General features: G+C 46.5%; 15 protein-coding genes. All 15 read left to right on the top strand.

The features are described 5' to 3' along the window. Positions 1 to 114 precede the first annotated feature (114 nt). The 15 genes from VN379_RS03030 to VN379_RS02960 all read left to right on the top strand — a co-directional run bounded on the left by VN379_RS03030 (position 115) and on the right by VN379_RS02960 (position 14,186). A complete protein-coding gene (locus VN379_RS03030; RefSeq protein ID WP_325530658.1) occupies positions 115 to 2,754 on the top strand; it encodes an ATP-binding protein in 2,640 nt (879 codons plus the stop codon). Positions 2,755 to 2,782: 28 nt separating this feature from the next. Further along, on the top strand, positions 2,783 to 3,874 hold the full coding sequence (locus VN379_RS03025) for a response regulator transcription factor (RefSeq protein WP_325530656.1): 1,092 nt from the start codon (positions 2,783 to 2,785) through the stop codon (positions 3,872 to 3,874). A gap of 234 nt (positions 3,875 to 4,108) precedes the next feature. Continuing rightward, positions 4,109 to 5,356, top strand: a complete 1,248-nt coding sequence (urtA, locus tag VN379_RS03020; RefSeq protein ID WP_325530654.1) for an urea ABC transporter substrate-binding protein — start codon at positions 4,109 to 4,111, stop codon at positions 5,354 to 5,356. Between the two features lie 84 nt (positions 5,357 to 5,440). Beyond that, positions 5,441 to 6,346 (top strand): urea ABC transporter permease subunit UrtB, encoded by a 906-nt coding sequence (urtB, locus tag VN379_RS03015; protein WP_325530652.1) that lies wholly within the window; start codon positions 5,441 to 5,443, stop codon positions 6,344 to 6,346. A gap of 25 nt (positions 6,347 to 6,371) precedes the next feature. After that, positions 6,372 to 7,445: an urea ABC transporter permease subunit UrtC gene (gene urtC, locus VN379_RS03010; protein WP_325530650.1), complete on the top strand. Its 1,074-nt coding sequence runs from the start codon at positions 6,372 to 6,374 to the stop codon at positions 7,443 to 7,445. A 21-nt stretch (positions 7,446 to 7,466) separates the two neighbouring features. Then, positions 7,467 to 8,222: an urea ABC transporter ATP-binding protein UrtD gene (urtD, locus tag VN379_RS03005; protein ID WP_325530648.1), complete on the top strand. Its 756-nt coding sequence runs from the start codon at positions 7,467 to 7,469 to the stop codon at positions 8,220 to 8,222. Next, complete coding sequence (urtE, locus tag VN379_RS03000; RefSeq protein WP_325530646.1) at positions 8,212 to 8,907, top strand: urea ABC transporter ATP-binding subunit UrtE; 696 nt, start codon at positions 8,212 to 8,214, stop codon at positions 8,905 to 8,907. The genes urtD and urtE overlap by 11 nt, the downstream gene beginning before the upstream one ends. 26 nt (positions 8,908 to 8,933) lie before the next feature. After that, complete coding sequence (locus VN379_RS02995) at positions 8,934 to 9,251, top strand: urease subunit gamma (RefSeq protein ID WP_325530644.1); 318 nt, start codon at positions 8,934 to 8,936, stop codon at positions 9,249 to 9,251. A 2-nt stretch (positions 9,252 to 9,253) separates the two neighbouring features. Continuing rightward, the gene (gene ureB, locus VN379_RS02990) at positions 9,254 to 9,607 is read left to right on the top strand and encodes an urease subunit beta (RefSeq protein WP_325530642.1); all 354 of its coding nucleotides are present in this window, start codon (positions 9,254 to 9,256) and stop codon (positions 9,605 to 9,607) included. Positions 9,608 to 9,648: 41 nt separating this feature from the next. Next, positions 9,649 to 11,343: an urease subunit alpha gene (gene ureC / locus VN379_RS02985; RefSeq protein ID WP_414714948.1), complete on the top strand. Its 1,695-nt coding sequence runs from the start codon at positions 9,649 to 9,651 to the stop codon at positions 11,341 to 11,343. 32 nt (positions 11,344 to 11,375) lie between these two features. Then, complete coding sequence (locus VN379_RS02980; RefSeq protein ID WP_325530638.1) at positions 11,376 to 11,807, top strand: urease accessory protein UreE; 432 nt, start codon at positions 11,376 to 11,378, stop codon at positions 11,805 to 11,807. Between the two features lie 35 nt (positions 11,808 to 11,842). Beyond that, positions 11,843 to 12,481, top strand: coding sequence for an urease accessory protein UreF (locus VN379_RS02975; RefSeq protein WP_325530636.1), 639 nt, complete (start codon positions 11,843 to 11,845; stop codon positions 12,479 to 12,481). A 12-nt stretch (positions 12,482 to 12,493) separates the two neighbouring features. After that, a complete protein-coding gene (gene ureG, locus VN379_RS02970) occupies positions 12,494 to 13,105 on the top strand; it encodes an urease accessory protein UreG (RefSeq protein ID WP_325530634.1) in 612 nt (203 codons plus the stop codon). Next, a complete protein-coding gene (locus VN379_RS02965; protein WP_325530632.1) occupies positions 13,105 to 13,983 on the top strand; it encodes an urease accessory protein UreD in 879 nt (292 codons plus the stop codon). The genes ureG and VN379_RS02965 overlap by 1 nt, the downstream gene beginning before the upstream one ends. Next, complete coding sequence (locus tag VN379_RS02960; RefSeq protein ID WP_325530631.1) at positions 13,968 to 14,186, top strand: hypothetical protein; 219 nt, start codon at positions 13,968 to 13,970, stop codon at positions 14,184 to 14,186. Before VN379_RS02965 ends, VN379_RS02960 begins: the two co-directional genes overlap by 16 nt. Positions 14,187 to 14,301: the final 115 nt, after the last annotated feature.

Below are 14,301 nucleotides of genomic sequence, written 5' to 3'. Positions count from 1 at the left end.
CTGTATTTATTTGCATTACAATAAAGAAAAAAGCAATTTATGGCATAGTGGCCGTTTGAGCAATCAAACTTGCGACTATGCCTTTTTGCATTTTCGGTGGCGGAAGGTGAATTCATGTCGTCAAGATTTATTATAAAGCAGTCAACGCTTAGTGCCCTGCTGCTTGGGATTTTTCTTTTTATCGCGCTGCTGCTCGGGGGTAGCGTTATCTATATGAATATCAGTATTCAAGATGAGCAGACGGCAGAAAAAAGGCGGACAGAATTTAAGCAGTTAGGCATTAACCTGGCGGCCGCTTCTGACTATTTAACAGATGAAGCCCGCAAGTATGCTGTCACGACAGAAGCTATCCATATGTATAAATACTGGGAGGAGATTAATCAGACTAAAACCAGGGATTATGTTATCGCCCGGTTGGGGGAGCTTAATTCACCAAGCGCCGAAATGGAATTGCTGGCAGAAGCTAAGAAAAATTCCGACGCTCTTGTAGAAACGGAAAAAGAGTCGATGCGGCTTGTCCTGGAAGCACAAGGAGCAGATGAAAGCGAGATGCCGCCGGAGGTTGCAAACTTTCAACTAAACGAGAAAGATAAAAAATTAAGTGTCGATGAAAAACTAGCCAGGGCACGGGATATCATGTTTGACAATAAATATGACTTAGACAAGCGAGGTATTATGCAGCCCATTGCTCAGTTTCAAGATATTATGAATGCCCGGTTGGAAGCCGAATTATCGGCTGCCCGCGACAGAACAGAGAAGGCCGCGTTATTACAGGTCATCCTGGCAGTCATTATTATCGGTGCTGTCGCTACGCTGTTAAGACTGTTTTTTACCCAGGTGAATCGCCCAATTCAAAATTATAATGAGGTATTAACAGGCTTTTCGCTTGATGACGAACATTTTAGGCTTGTTCCTGACGGCTCACTGGAATTACGCCTGCTTGCCGACACTTTTAATAATTTGTTTAAATCGATGAAATCTGCCAAGGAAGAGGCCGAGCAGGCCAACAAGGCCAAGAGCGAATTTCTTGCTCATATGAGTCATGAAATCCGTACGCCGCTGAATACGGTTATCGGCTATAATTACTTGCTTGGCAGTACAACACTTACGCACAAGCAGCAGGAATATATCGAAAATATAAGTAAGGCCGCAACAGGGCTGCTGGCAATTATTAGCGAAATTCTTGATTTTTCCAAGATAGAGGCGCAGCGGATGACCTTGGAAGCAGTGGAGTTTGATCTTTATGATACTGTTATGGAACTCTGCAGTATGGTAGAGGTAGAAGCCAGGAAGAAGGGCCTGATTTTTAACCGTGAAATTCAGTCTGATGTACCAAGGTATGTAAAGGGCGATATGGTAAAGTTTAAGCAAGTTATTCTGAATTTGCTTTCTAACAGCGTTAAATTTACTCATCATGGCAGTATTGGGGTTTTTTTAGAACTTATTGGAAACAAGGGCGATCACGATCATATTGTACTTGGCGTCAAAGTAACCGATACAGGGATTGGGATCAGTCCAGAGCAGCAGCAGCGGCTGTTTAATGCTTTTACGCAAGGGGATGCCTCGACCTCAAGAAAATATGGAGGTACAGGGTTAGGGCTGGCTATTTCCCGGAAAATGGTTGAGCTTATGTCCGGAAGCATTACTATTCACAGTGATGTTGACCAAGGATCATGTTTTAGTTTTTCTGTGCCGCTGGCAGCGGTTGACAAGCTTTCCTGTCACCGGACAGATGCTGAAAATAATAATAAGATCATGATCAAAAAACGAATTTTGCTTGTTGAAGATAATCTGATTAATCTGCAGATGACCAAGGAAATTCTTGAAACTTTTGGTTTCACTGTCGACACCGTTCCGAGTGGGAGAATGGCGCTGGAATGGATAGGCCAGGCAACTTATGACGCCATTTTGCTGGATATACGGATGCCGGAAATGGATGGCTATGAAACGGCACGCCGGATCATAGCCGCCACAGGGGAAAAATGTCCGCCGCTTGTGGCTTTATCCGCAGATGCTGTCCAGGGAGTAGCGGAGCAAGCCAGACAGGCCGGCTTTAGCGGCTATCTGACCAAACCATTGGAAGTTGCAAAGTTGATTGAGGTTCTCAAAGAGTATCTTTTTTTGCCGCAGGCGTCTGGGTCTGTAGCAGAAACAGTTTTCGATCAGTCTAACAACGATGAGTGCCTGGATGTTACAAGTGCTGTTACGCGGTTAGGCGGCAAAAAGTCTGCCTATAAACAGTTGCTGAAGCGTTTTTTAGGCCATGGCGAGGATGCCGGCACAATTGAAACGCAAATAGCAAAAGGCGACTTTGACGGCGCTAAGCTGTTATTGCATACACTTAAAGGCACGGCTGCCAACATTGGCGCCAACAGGTTAACCCAAGTTTGCTGCCAGGTAGAACAGGCATTAGAGCAAGAAAATGATCAGGTGCTACGCTTGGAAATAGAAAATCTGGCAATTGTCTTGGAGGAAACCTGTCTTTTTACAATTGAATATGAGGCTGGCATTACTGAACTGGTAGAAAATACAATGGTGATTGGTCAAGGTATTGATATCCGCGACATTCTCGATAAAATAGTGCAGTTGCTTGAAGCAGGCGATGCCGAGGCCTGTAGCCTGTTTGAGCAATCGCAAGCTATTCTCCAGACAGGTATGGGCAGTGATGCGTATTGGCAAATTCGCAATACGATACAGGCTTATGATTTTGATGAAGCGTATAACCAGCTTAAGGCCATTCTCGACCAAGAGTAAAAAATCAGTCCGCCCGGAGGAAGAAAACATGTATAAAGTTCTGCTCGTCGACGATGATAAGACTGCTCGCTATATTCTTAAGCGTTTCGACAAATGGAAGACATATGGGTTTGCTATTGCCGGTGAGGCCAGTGATGGTAAAGAAGCTTTAAAAATGCTCACTAATGAGAGCTTTGATCTGGTCATTACCGACATTAAGATGCCGGGAATGGATGGCATCGAGTTTTTGAACGAACTAAAATGTGTGCATATCGATATTTGTATGATTTTTCTCAGCACCCACAGTGACTTTAAGTATGCTAAACAAGCCATAAGGCTTGGGGTATTTGACTATGTAACAAAACCTGTTGATGATGCAGCCCTTTGCGAAGTATTGGAACGGGTTAAACACTGTCTGCAAGAAAAAGAAAGCAACCGGAGAAAAATACAGGAGGAGCAAAGACTGATCGAAGAGAGCCTCGCAATCCATTATCCAGTAAATAAGGAAAAAGAAATCATAACATATATCTTAACAGGCAATGCGGCAGCGCTGGTGTCGGCAGAAGATACCTTTAACGACTTAGCCGAAATGCTGGGGCGGGATAGCTTAAAATTGGGGCAATTAATGGAGATCATTCTTGCTAATGTCAATGCGGAACTAGTCAAACAGTTCCCGTGGTTACCCAACTTTGAAAGAACACTATATCAAGATCAGATAGTACGAAATGACTCGCTGGAGAGTATTAAAGACAGTTTTCTTACCTGTATTTCGCTAAGGATCAAAGTAATAAGGAAGTATGAGCTCCATCACACCGATAGTGTTATCAGAAGAACCTGCCAATATGTTATGGAGCATATTGAAGAAAATAACACCCTTGAGGTTGTTGCCCAGGAAGTGCAGTTGCATAAAGATTATTTAAGCAAAATGTTTAAGCAAAAAACAGGGTTTCATTTTATTGATTATGTGACAAAAGCCAAAATGGAGCATGCCAAACAACTGCTCGGTACAGGCAAGTATAAAAATTATGAAATAAGTGAAAAGCTTGGTTATAGCAGTCCGGACTATTTTTGTCGTCTGTTTAAAAATTACACAGGACATACGCCGCTGGAATATAAAAAAGTTTTCTTTTCAGTTTTTTGAGGGAAAATAGCGGGATTTTACTGTTCTCCTTGATGCGTAAACATTGTAAAATAGCATCAATAGAAAAGTAATCCAACCAGCACAGGCGCTGTGAGAAGACAATATCCTCTTAAGGATATGTCCCTTCTTGCAGCGCTTTTCTGTTTGGACTGTAGCGCTATGGAACTTTGTCAGCACCGTTAACGGCCGATGCGGTGTTGCAGTAATGAACAAGGAACGAAAGGTGGAAAATCCATGACAAATGGTGTTTTGCAAAAGTTAAAGAAGCGTCTTGCTGCTGTCTTAGCGGTGACGCTAACTGCAAGCGTAGTACTTACAGGCTGTTCTTCCAGCCAGCCCGCTAAACAAGCGGCGTCCCCGGCAAGCGAGACAATTAAAGTAGGTATTCTGCATTCACTCAGCGGGACAATGGCGATTAGTGAAGTATCGGTTAAGGATGCAGAACTGATGGCGATCGAAGAAATTAACGCTGCCGGCGGTTTATTAGGTAAAAAAATTGAACCGGTAATTGAAGACGGTGCGTCTAACTGGACTACGTTCGCAGAAAAAGCGAAAAAATTGATTCAACAAGATAAGGTTGCGACGGTGTTTGGCTGCTGGACATCAGCAAGCCGGAAGGCTGTACTGCCGGTATTCGAGGAGAATAAAGGGCTGCTTTGGTATCCGGTCCAATATGAGGGCATGGAGGCATCGCCTAATATCTTCTACACCGGGGCTGCTCCCAATCAGCAAATCGTTCCGGCTGTAGAATGGCTGCTGCAAAACAAAGGTAAAAAGATGTTCTTATTAGGTTCTGACTATGTATTTCCCCGCACAGCCAACAAAATCATCAAGGAACAACTAAAAGCCATGGGCGGCGAATTAATTGCCGAAGAATACACCCCTCTGGGACATACGGATTACAGCACAATTATCAACAAAATAAAGGCTTCGAAACCGGATGTTGTTTTCAATACGCTAAATGGTGACAGCAATGTTGCTTTCTTTAAACAGCTTAAAGATGCCGGCATTACGGCTAAAGACCTTACAACCTGTTCGGTAAGCGTGGCTGAAGAAGAAGTTCGCGGGATTGGTGCCGCCAATATGCAAGGCCATCTGGTTTCCTGGAACTATTATCAAACCACTGATACTCCGGAAAACAAGGAGTTTGTGAAAAAGTACAAGGCCAAATACGGGGCCGACCGGGTAACCGATGATCCGATCGAAGCCGCTTATATTGCCGTATATTTATGGGCCGAAGCTGTTAAAAAAGCAGGGACAACCGATATTGAAAAAGTAAAAGAGGCAGCAAAAGGCATTGAGTTTAAAGCGCCGGAAGGACTTGTAAAAATCGAGGGTGAGAATCAGCATATCTGGAAACCGGTTAGAATTGGTGAAGTTACCGCCGATGGTTTGATTAAAGAAATCTGGAGTACGGGCAAGACAGTAAGACCTGACCCCTATCTTAAGACCTATGACTGGGCCAAAGGGATAAGTAACTAGTACCTGTACAATGTATGCAGTCAAGGCGGTGCAGCGGCTGACTGGCCTTGCATCGCCTGACGGCTAAAATAAGGTGGTGGGCAGATGGAAACGTATATCTTGCAGCTTTTTAACGGCATTAGCGTCAGTTCAATATATATGCTGGCCGCCCTGGGGCTGGCCATTACCTTCGGCTTAATGAAAGTGATTAATATGGCCCATGGTGAATTCATCATGATCGGCGCCTATGCAACGTATGTTATTCAGAATATTTTTTTGCACTATGTTGATAAAAGTCTCTTTGGTTACTATTTTGTTGCCGCCATCCCCGTGGCTTTTCTTATCGCCGGAGCGATGGGTTTCCTGCTCGAATGTGTGGTGATTAAACATCTTTACGGCAGACCTTTAGATAGTATGTTAGCCACCTGGGGGATAAGTCTGGTTCTTCAGCAATTAGCCAGAAGTATTTTTGGTGCGCCTAATGTCGATGTAAAAAGCCCAGGTTGGTTAGATGGGGCTTTATTAATCTCTCAAGGCCTGCAGTTTCCTTATAAACGGCTTTTTATTATTGCCTTAGTTATTGCCTGTATTATTGGGGTGTTCGTTCTTTTGTATAAAAGTAAATATGGTATACGGATAAGAGCGGTTATGCAAAACAGAGAAATGGCGGCAAGCCTTGGTATTAATACCCGGCTGGTTGACGCTTATACGTTTGCTGTCGGCTCAGGAATTGCCGGTATTGCCGGCTGTGCCTTAACCTTACTGGGTTCGGTTGGTTCTACGATTGGCACTTATTATATTGTGGATACTTTTATGGTTGTTGTGCTTGGCGGTGTAGGTACATTGCTTGGTACGATTGCCGGCGGACTGGTAATCGGCACCGCGAATACCACATTTGAGTTTTTTACTAATACCTCATTAGGGAAAGTGTTAGTTTTTACCCTGGTTATTTTATTCTTACAGTGGAGGCCCAAAGGGCTGTTTACGATAAACAGCCGCTCGTTAGATTAAGCAAGCAAAGGAAGGAGGGCTACCTTTGAACCTTTTACATAAGATTAAATCCAAAGAAGAAATGGTTTTTATTGCGATCCTTATCGGCTTGGTTCTGGCACCTTTATTTTTGTCAGAGTTCAGAACCAATCTGCTGGGAAAGTTTGTTGCCTACGCTATTTTGGCCATTGGGCTAGATTTAATCTGGGGTTATACAGGGATCTTAAGTCTCGGCCACGGGGTATATTTCGGCCTGGGGGCCTATGCTATGGCCATGTATTTAAAAATGGAAGCCGCAAAAGGTAAACTACCCGACTTTATGTCCTGGAGCGGCCTTGAGGTTTTGCCATGGTTTTGGCAGCCTTTTGCCAACGGGGCGGCAGCCATGGTCTTAGCAATCCTGATTCCAACAGTGGTCGCCTTGGTAATCGGCTATTTAACATTTAAAAACCGGATTCAAGGCGTGTATTTTTCCATACTGTCACAAGCGTTAGCCATTATCTTTGTCGTACTTTTTGTTGGCCAGCAAGCCTATACCGGCGGTACAAACGGCTTAACAAACTACAAAAGCATAATGGGTTTTCCGTTAGCGAATGATACTACCAAGCTGGTGCTTTATTATGTGGCGGTAGGTTTGCTTGGTTTGACCTACTATCTATGCCGGGTGCTGGTGGGCCGCCGGATCGGCAAAATACTGATAGCCATTCGTGACGGTGAAAATAGGGTCAGATTCTCCGGGTATAATCCGGCTGCCTATAAGATTTTTGTTTATTGTCTTTCAGCCGCGTTTGCCGGTTTGGCAGGTGCCATCTTTGTACCCCAGGTGGGTATTATTTCTCCGGCTGAAATGGGTATCGTTCCTTCTATCGAAATGATTATCTGGGTAGCGATCGGCGGCAGGGGGACGCTAGTCGGGGCGGTAATCGGAGCCATCCTTGTCAATGCCCTAAAGAGCGGTGTAAGTGAAAGTTTCCCTGATGTGTGGTCGTACTTTATTGGCGTGGCTTTTGTGGCTGTCGTTTTGTTTATGCCGGAAGGCATTGTCGGTCTGGTAAGGAAGTTTGCCCGCCGGTTAAGGATACACGGCAGTAAGGATGTTAAACCCAGTGAAGCTGCGTAGCAGTGAAAGGTGGTAAGTCAAATGGAGGCAATTTTACAAATTGATAATTTGACTGTTAGTTTTGATGGCTTCAAGGCAGTCAATAGTGTAAATACCGAGATTGCTCAAGGGGAAATACGATTTTTCATTGGCCCTAACGGTGCAGGTAAAACGACTTTGCTTGATGCCATTTGCGGGAGGGTCAAGCCTGTAGACGGCCAGGTTTTGTTCAAAGGAAAACTTGATGTGACAAGATATGCTGAACATGAGATTGTTAACATTGGTATTGGCCGCAAGTTTCAAGTTCCGTCGGTATTTACCAGTCTTACTGTAGATGAAAATATGGAGCTGGCCGTGGTCAAAGACCGCTCGCTGTATTCATCGCTTTTCGCCGGTATGAGTAAAGCCCAGCAAGAGTGTAATGACGATATCCTGAATACCATTGGGTTGTATGAAAAGCGCCGCAGGGAGGCATCAGCCCTGTCCCATGGTGAAAAGCAGTGGCTGGAAATCGGCATGCTGCTGGCACAACAGCCCAAGCTGATGCTGCTGGATGAACCTGTTGCCGGCATGGGAAGAAGCGAGACAGAGAAAACGGGAGAATTGCTAAAAAAGATTTGTCAGGACTGCACTGTTATTGTTGTTGAGCATGATATGCAGTTTGTCAGAGACTTTGCCACTAAGGTCACGGTGCTGCATGAAGGCGCAGTGCTGGATGAAGGCAGTGTCTTCGATGTACAAAACAATCCCAAAGTCATTGACGTCTATCTTGGGCGAGGTGGCGAGCATGATGCTTAGTGTAAAAAATTTAGTGGCGTGTTATGGCGAAAGTACCATTTTAGACAAAGTAAATCTCGAGGTAGCGCCGGGGAAAGTTGTTTGTCTCCTCGGCAGAAACGGGGTTGGCAAGTCAACCTTTCTTAAAAGCTTGCTGGGTCTGGTGAATACTCCGCAAGGAAGTATTGTTTTTGACGGCAAGGAAATTATTAGTGACCCTACTTACCTGCGAGCCAGGCGGGGCATTGGTTATGTACCGCAGGGACGGGATATCTTTCCCCAGTTGACTGTAGCTGAAAATTTGCAGCTAGGCTTGGGCATGGCTGCAAGTAAAGGGGAAATCAGCGATAAAATATTCGGTTTGTTTCCTGTATTAAAAAACATGCTCGCAAGAAAAGGCGGCGACTTAAGCGGCGGCCAACAGCAGCAGTTAGCTATTGCCAGAGCCCTGGTGTCCAAGCCCAAACTGCTTATTTTAGACGAGCCTACTGAAGGGATTCAGCCGTCGGTTATCAAGGATATTGGCAGAGTAATTAAGCAGTTAAGGCAAGAAGGAAATATTACTATTCTGATTGTTGAACAGTATCTTGAATTTATCATGGATGTTGCCGACTACTATTATGTCATGGAGAAAGGGCAGATTGTTGCCGAGGGTTTGACCAAGGAGATCAATCAGGAAGAGATTCAAAAGCGAATGGCTGTTTAGTGAATTTGCTGGCAGGGGGTTAGACAATGCATCTGAGTCCGATGGAAAAAGATAAACTATTAATATATGTTGCCGGGCAGGTGGCGCGGGAACGGCTGAACCGGGGCCTGAAGCTCAATTATCCTGAGGCTGTAGCCTTGATAACTGCCGAGTTGCTTGAGCGCATTCGCGATGGTTATAGTGTGGCCGAGCTTATGGCAATGGGAACTGCCATATTAGGGTATGAGCAGGTTATGGAAGGCGTGCCGGAGATGGTTGATGAAATTCAGATCGAGGGAACTTTTCCCGATGGCACCAAATTGGTTACCGTGCATCATCCGATTCGCTTAGCAAGGAGGACTTAATTATGATACCGGGTGAACTGATATTGGCAAATGAGGATATTAGCGCCAACTGTAATCTGGCAATTGATAGAATAATAGTAGAAAATACCGGTGACCGGCCCATCCAGGTCGGTTCTCACTTTCATTTTTTTGAGGTCAACAGGTACTTGGAATTTGATCGAACTATGGTCTGGGGGATGCGGCTTAATATTCCTTCGGGAACAGCTGTGCGTTTCGAGCCTGGTGAGAGCCGCACCGTTGAGCTTGTCCAATTTTCCGGTACAGGTCCCTGGTATGGTGCCAATAACTTAACAGCAGGATCGGCCGATAAGCAGCAATGCATTGACAAGGCCAGAGAAAAGGGATTTATAAAATAGCTTGTGCTAAGAGCTAAGGGGGGACTAGCGTGAGTTTAACCATGACAAGACGGCAGCATGCCGATATGTATGGACCGACTACAGGGGATAAAATCAGACTAGCTGATACTGAGCTATGGGCTGAAATTGAAAAAGACCTGACAAAACCGGGCGATGAAGCCAAATTTGGCGGCGGCAAGGTTATCCGCGACGGTATGGGCCAGGACCCGGAGGCTCTTGCCGAAGCCATGGACCTTGTTATCACCAACGCGGTGATTATTGATCATTGGGGGATTATCAAGGCCGATATCGGCATTAAAGACGGCCGGATTTACGGGCTCGGTCAAGCCGGTAATCCGAAAACCATGGCTGGTGTCAGCCTTCCCATCGGCGCCGGCACAGAGGTTATTGCCGGGGAGAATTACATCGTTACCGCCGGCGGCATAGACTCGCACATTCACTTCATTTGCCCCCAGCAAATCGAAGCAGCCATTTCCTCAGGCATTACAACTATGCTGGGTGGTGGTACCGGTCCGGCAGCAGGCACCAATGCTACCACCTGTACACCCGGTGAATGGAATATGTACCGCATGCTGCAGGCGGCAGAAGCTTTTCCCATCAATCTTGGCTTTTTTGGTAAAGGAAACAATTCGTGTCCTGAGGCCTTAGTCGCCCAGGTTAAAGCCGGGGCAATCGGGCTCAAATTACACGAAGACTGGGGTTCTACTCCGGCAGCCATTGACTGTTGTCTTAAGGTGGCTGATGAGTTTGATGTTCAGGTTGCCATTCATACCGACACGCTCAATGAAGCCGGCTTTGTCGAAGATACCATTACGGCCATTGCCGGCCGGACGATCCATACCTTCCACACCGAAGGCGCCGGCGGCGGCCATGCACCAGACATTATTAAGGTAGCTTCACTGCCGAACGTCCTGCCGTCTTCCACCAATCCTACCAGACCGTTTACCCTGAATACCCTGGAAGAACACTTAGATATGCTGATGGTCTGTCACCATCTGGACCGCAATGTTCCGGAAGACGTTGCTTTCGCTGATTCGCGCATTCGCCCGGAAACAATTGCTGCCGAAGATATCCTGCACGACCTGGGGGTTATTTCCATGATGTCTTCAGATTCCCAGGCTATGGGGCGGGTCGGTGAGGTTATAATCCGGACATGGCAGACAGCCCATAAGATGAAGCTGCAGCGGGGAGCGTTAGCAGGCGACGGTTTGCATAAGGATAACAACCGTATTAAACGGTATATCAGCAAATATACCATTAATCCCGCCATAACTCACGGTATCAGTCAGCTTGTCGGTTCGGTAGAGCAAGGAAAACTGGCAGACCTGGTATTGTGGCAGCCGAAGTTTTTTGGGGTGAAGCCAGCCCTGGTTATTAAGGGCGGCTTGATCATGAATGCGGCGATGGGTGACGCTAACGCTTCGATTCCTACACCCCAGCCGGTCATTCAGCGCCCGATGTTTGCTGCTTTTGGCAAGGCTATTGCCAGTTGCGCAGTTACTTTTATTTCGCAGGCTGCCGCTGCGCTCAAGTTATCAGAGCGGCTCAGACTTGAGAAACAACTGGTGCCTGTTAGTAACTGCCGCAATATTGGCAAACAGGATATGAAGCATAACTTTGCAACCCCCGATATTGCCGTTGATCCGGAAACCTATCAGGTTACCGCTGATGGCCAGGCGCTGGTCTGTGAACCACTGGCAGAATTGCCTTTGGCTCAGCGGTATTTCCTATTCTAAATTGAAACTAATGTAACAAGGAGTAAGTCGCTATGATTATTCATCAGGTTGTAGGCAAGCTGGCAGAGTTAAATTTGGGTCATCATCATGGAAACACGGACTTTACTATCGAAAGAGTGATACTGTCCTGGGATGAGCTTCATAAACGAATTTTGCGTAAAACTACCGATGTCGGCCGGGAAATCGGCATACAGCTTGAGAACGGACATTTACATCCCGGCGATATTTTGCATCGCGAGGGTAAGCATGTAATCATTGTAGAAGTTAAAGCCGAAGCTGTTTTGGTTGTGTCTGTCGGCACTATGCGTAATATGGGTCTGGCGGCTCATGCCATCGGTAACATGCATGCTCCGGTCGAGATAACGGCAGAAACAATTATTACACCGTATAATTCTGTGTTAGCGGTTCAACTGCAGAAATTGGGTTTAGAAACACAAGTGGAAAATCGGCCTTTTGCCCCATGAGCAGCCAGCATTCATTACAAGCAAGACTAAGGCTAATGCAGCTCGCCGATTCGGCTTTTCCTTCAGGAAGTTTTACGCAGTCGTTTGGGCTGGAAACGTTTATTCAACGTGGTGATATTAACAACAGCCAACACTTGACCAGCTATATGGCAACCTATCTCTACTATACCTGGCGCGTTACTGATTTGTTGGCGGTCAGGCTTGCCTGGCAGGCAGCCCGGACGCTGAATATGAACAAGCTGATTGTTTTAGATAAACGGCTTCATGCCATGAAACTACCTTATGAGAGCCGGGAGGGTAGTGTAAAAATGGGTAAGCGGCTAAGACAAATTTTAGGTGAAATCGACCAAGCGTATCAGCCTGCCGGCATGTTGCCTTGTTGCCATCATGCCATTGTATTTGGCCATTATGGTTCGATGGCTAGCGAGCTTGAGCCGCTGCTGGCAGCCTATGCCCATGCTGCCGTTGTTTCGTTAGTTGCCAATGGCGTACGGGCCATTCCGCTGGGGCAGACTGGCGGCCAGCAAGTTATTGCTCAGCTCCAGCCACTAGTAGAGGTGTGTATTAACTGGGCTTTAGCGGCGACAGAACAGGAATGGGGCGGAAGCGCCCCGGCCTTTGACTGGGCTGGTATGGCGCATGAATGTTTATATTCACGAATCTTTATGTCATAGGAGGCCGAGGAAATGAAACCCATTCGCATTGGCGTAGGCGGACCGGTAGGTTCGGGAAAAACGGCCCTGATTGAAAAATTAACCCGTTACCTGGCGGCGGAGTTTAGCTTAGCGGTTATAACCAACGATATTTTTACCAAGGAAGATGCTCAGTTTCTCTGTCGTAACGGCATTTTGCCCCCTGACCGGATTATTGGTGTCGAGACAGGCGGCTGTCCCCACACGGCCATACGGGAAGATGCTTCCATGAATCTTGAAGCAATCGAAGCTTTACTGGAGCGCCATCCCGGCCTGGAGATTATTTTTGTAGAAAGCGGCGGTGATAATCTGGCGGCAACCTTTAGTCCGGAACTAGTTGATGTGGCCATCTACATTATTGATGTAGCGCAAGGGGAAAAGATTCCCCGCAAAGGTGGCCCGGGCATTACCCGCTCAGACCTGCTGATTATTAATAAAATTGATTTGGCCCCGTATGTTGGTGCCAGTCTGGAAGTTATGGCCGGCGATTCTCGCCGCATGCGCGGCGAGAGACCGTTTTTGTTTACAAACTTAAAGACCGAAGAAGGCCTTGCTGAAGTTTTGTCCTGGATTCGTCATAATGTCATTATGACGGATATTGCCTGATGCTGGCCAGGTTAAAACAGGGCGTTATTCAGGCCGAGGTATCTTTAGTAAATGGGCGCAGCGTGATTAGTTCCCTGCGGCAGCGGATGCCGCTGCGTGTCTCCAGCCCGCTTTATCCTGTCAGTCAACAGACGGTAAGTTTTTTTATCATGAATCCTGCTGCTGGTCTTCTCCAGGGAGACCAGCATACTATTTATCTGTGTGTTAAAGAAGGGGCGCAAGCTGTCGTTCTGGGCCAGGGGGCTACCAAGGTTTTTCGCTCCCCACAACGCAACTTTTCCCGGCAGTTTACGACAATCCGCGTAGAGGCTGGGGCAAGGCTGGAGTATCTGCCGGATGTGGTCATTCCCTTTGCAGAAAGCTGTCTGCTAAGCAGAACCAACATCTTGGTTTCAAGCAAGGCCTCGGCACTGTTTTGGGAAATTAATGCCCCCGGCCGTGTCGCTCGCCAGGAGCTTTTTGCCTATCATAAACTGGATCAGCAGACCAATGTCTATATTGACCGGGAGTTAATTTTCAGCGACCGGTTTGTACTTGAGCCCTCAAGTATTCCTTCTGAGTTGCAGTCCTGGCACAATCCTCTTGGCCTGGTACATGGTTATACGCATACCGGTACTTTTTGGACCATTGACCCTAATGCCGAACAGGCAATAGGCCAACTGCTGCAGCGAAATACTGAAGAGGAAGAAGGTTATCTTGAGAAAATAGCCGGCAAATACAGTGTACTGCTGGCCGGTACTAAACTTACCAGCCAGGCCTATTGTTTTCGGGCATTAGGGCGCAGTGCCGACAATATTCAGGCAGCCTTCAAAGAACTATGGCAGTTTTTCCGTAACCGGTTATTTAACCAACCGGCCTGGCCGTGGCGAAAGTACTGAGTCACGAGTTGCTCATAGCTGTAACCATCGCCGGTTACAGCATAAATGTTGCCAAAGACATCACTTTAAACCCTCATTTGCATAAGTTCAAAGATTTTTCGCCGTTAACAATGATACGGATCGCCGCCACCATTCATATGTACAAAAAGGACGAGGAACACTTCGACGTGCTCCTCGTAGATAACAATCATGGCTTTGTCTAGAGCGGTGGCGATATTGTCAGGATTGTTTAAATATCGGCAAGTTTCCTCTCGAAAGCCGTGTTTTCTTCTCAATAGAGTGTGCAGGAATAAAATGAATAATAGCGAATACGATAAT

This window comes from Sporomusa sp., from assembly GCF_035561255.1.
Classification (GTDB): Bacteria; Bacillota; Negativicutes; order Sporomusales; family Sporomusaceae; genus Sporomusa.
Note: the sequence above shows the minus strand (reverse complement) of the source record. Positions and strands in the feature narration are given on the sequence as shown.

What these genes read in the sequence shown, in the direction of transcription:
- VN379_RS02995 (WP_325530644.1), top strand. Translation starts at nt 8,934, where the DNA reads ATGCATCTGAGTCCGATGGAAAAAGATAAACTATTAATATATGTTGCC.
- ureB (WP_325530642.1), top strand. Translation starts at nt 9,254, where the DNA reads ATGATACCGGGTGAACTGATATTGGCAAATGAGGATATTAGCGCCAAC.
- VN379_RS02980 (WP_325530638.1), top strand. Translation starts at nt 11,376, where the DNA reads ATGATTATTCATCAGGTTGTAGGCAAGCTGGCAGAGTTAAATTTGGGT.
- urtB (WP_325530652.1), top strand. Translation starts at nt 5,441, where the DNA reads ATGGAAACGTATATCTTGCAGCTTTTTAACGGCATTAGCGTCAGTTCA.
- ureG (WP_325530634.1), top strand. Translation starts at nt 12,494, where the DNA reads ATGAAACCCATTCGCATTGGCGTAGGCGGACCGGTAGGTTCGGGAAAA.
- VN379_RS02975 (WP_325530636.1), top strand. Translation starts at nt 11,843, where the DNA reads ATGCAGCTCGCCGATTCGGCTTTTCCTTCAGGAAGTTTTACGCAGTCG.
- urtD (WP_325530648.1), top strand. Translation starts at nt 7,467, where the DNA reads ATGGAGGCAATTTTACAAATTGATAATTTGACTGTTAGTTTTGATGGC.
- VN379_RS02965 (WP_325530632.1), top strand. Translation starts at nt 13,105, where the DNA reads ATGCTGGCCAGGTTAAAACAGGGCGTTATTCAGGCCGAGGTATCTTTA.
- VN379_RS03030 (WP_325530658.1), top strand. Translation starts at nt 115, where the DNA reads ATGTCGTCAAGATTTATTATAAAGCAGTCAACGCTTAGTGCCCTGCTG.
- urtE (WP_325530646.1), top strand. Translation starts at nt 8,212, where the DNA reads ATGATGCTTAGTGTAAAAAATTTAGTGGCGTGTTATGGCGAAAGTACC.
- urtA (WP_325530654.1), top strand. Translation starts at nt 4,109, where the DNA reads ATGACAAATGGTGTTTTGCAAAAGTTAAAGAAGCGTCTTGCTGCTGTC.
- ureC (WP_414714948.1), top strand. Translation starts at nt 9,649, where the DNA reads ATGACAAGACGGCAGCATGCCGATATGTATGGACCGACTACAGGGGAT.
- VN379_RS03025 (WP_325530656.1), top strand. Translation starts at nt 2,783, where the DNA reads ATGTATAAAGTTCTGCTCGTCGACGATGATAAGACTGCTCGCTATATT.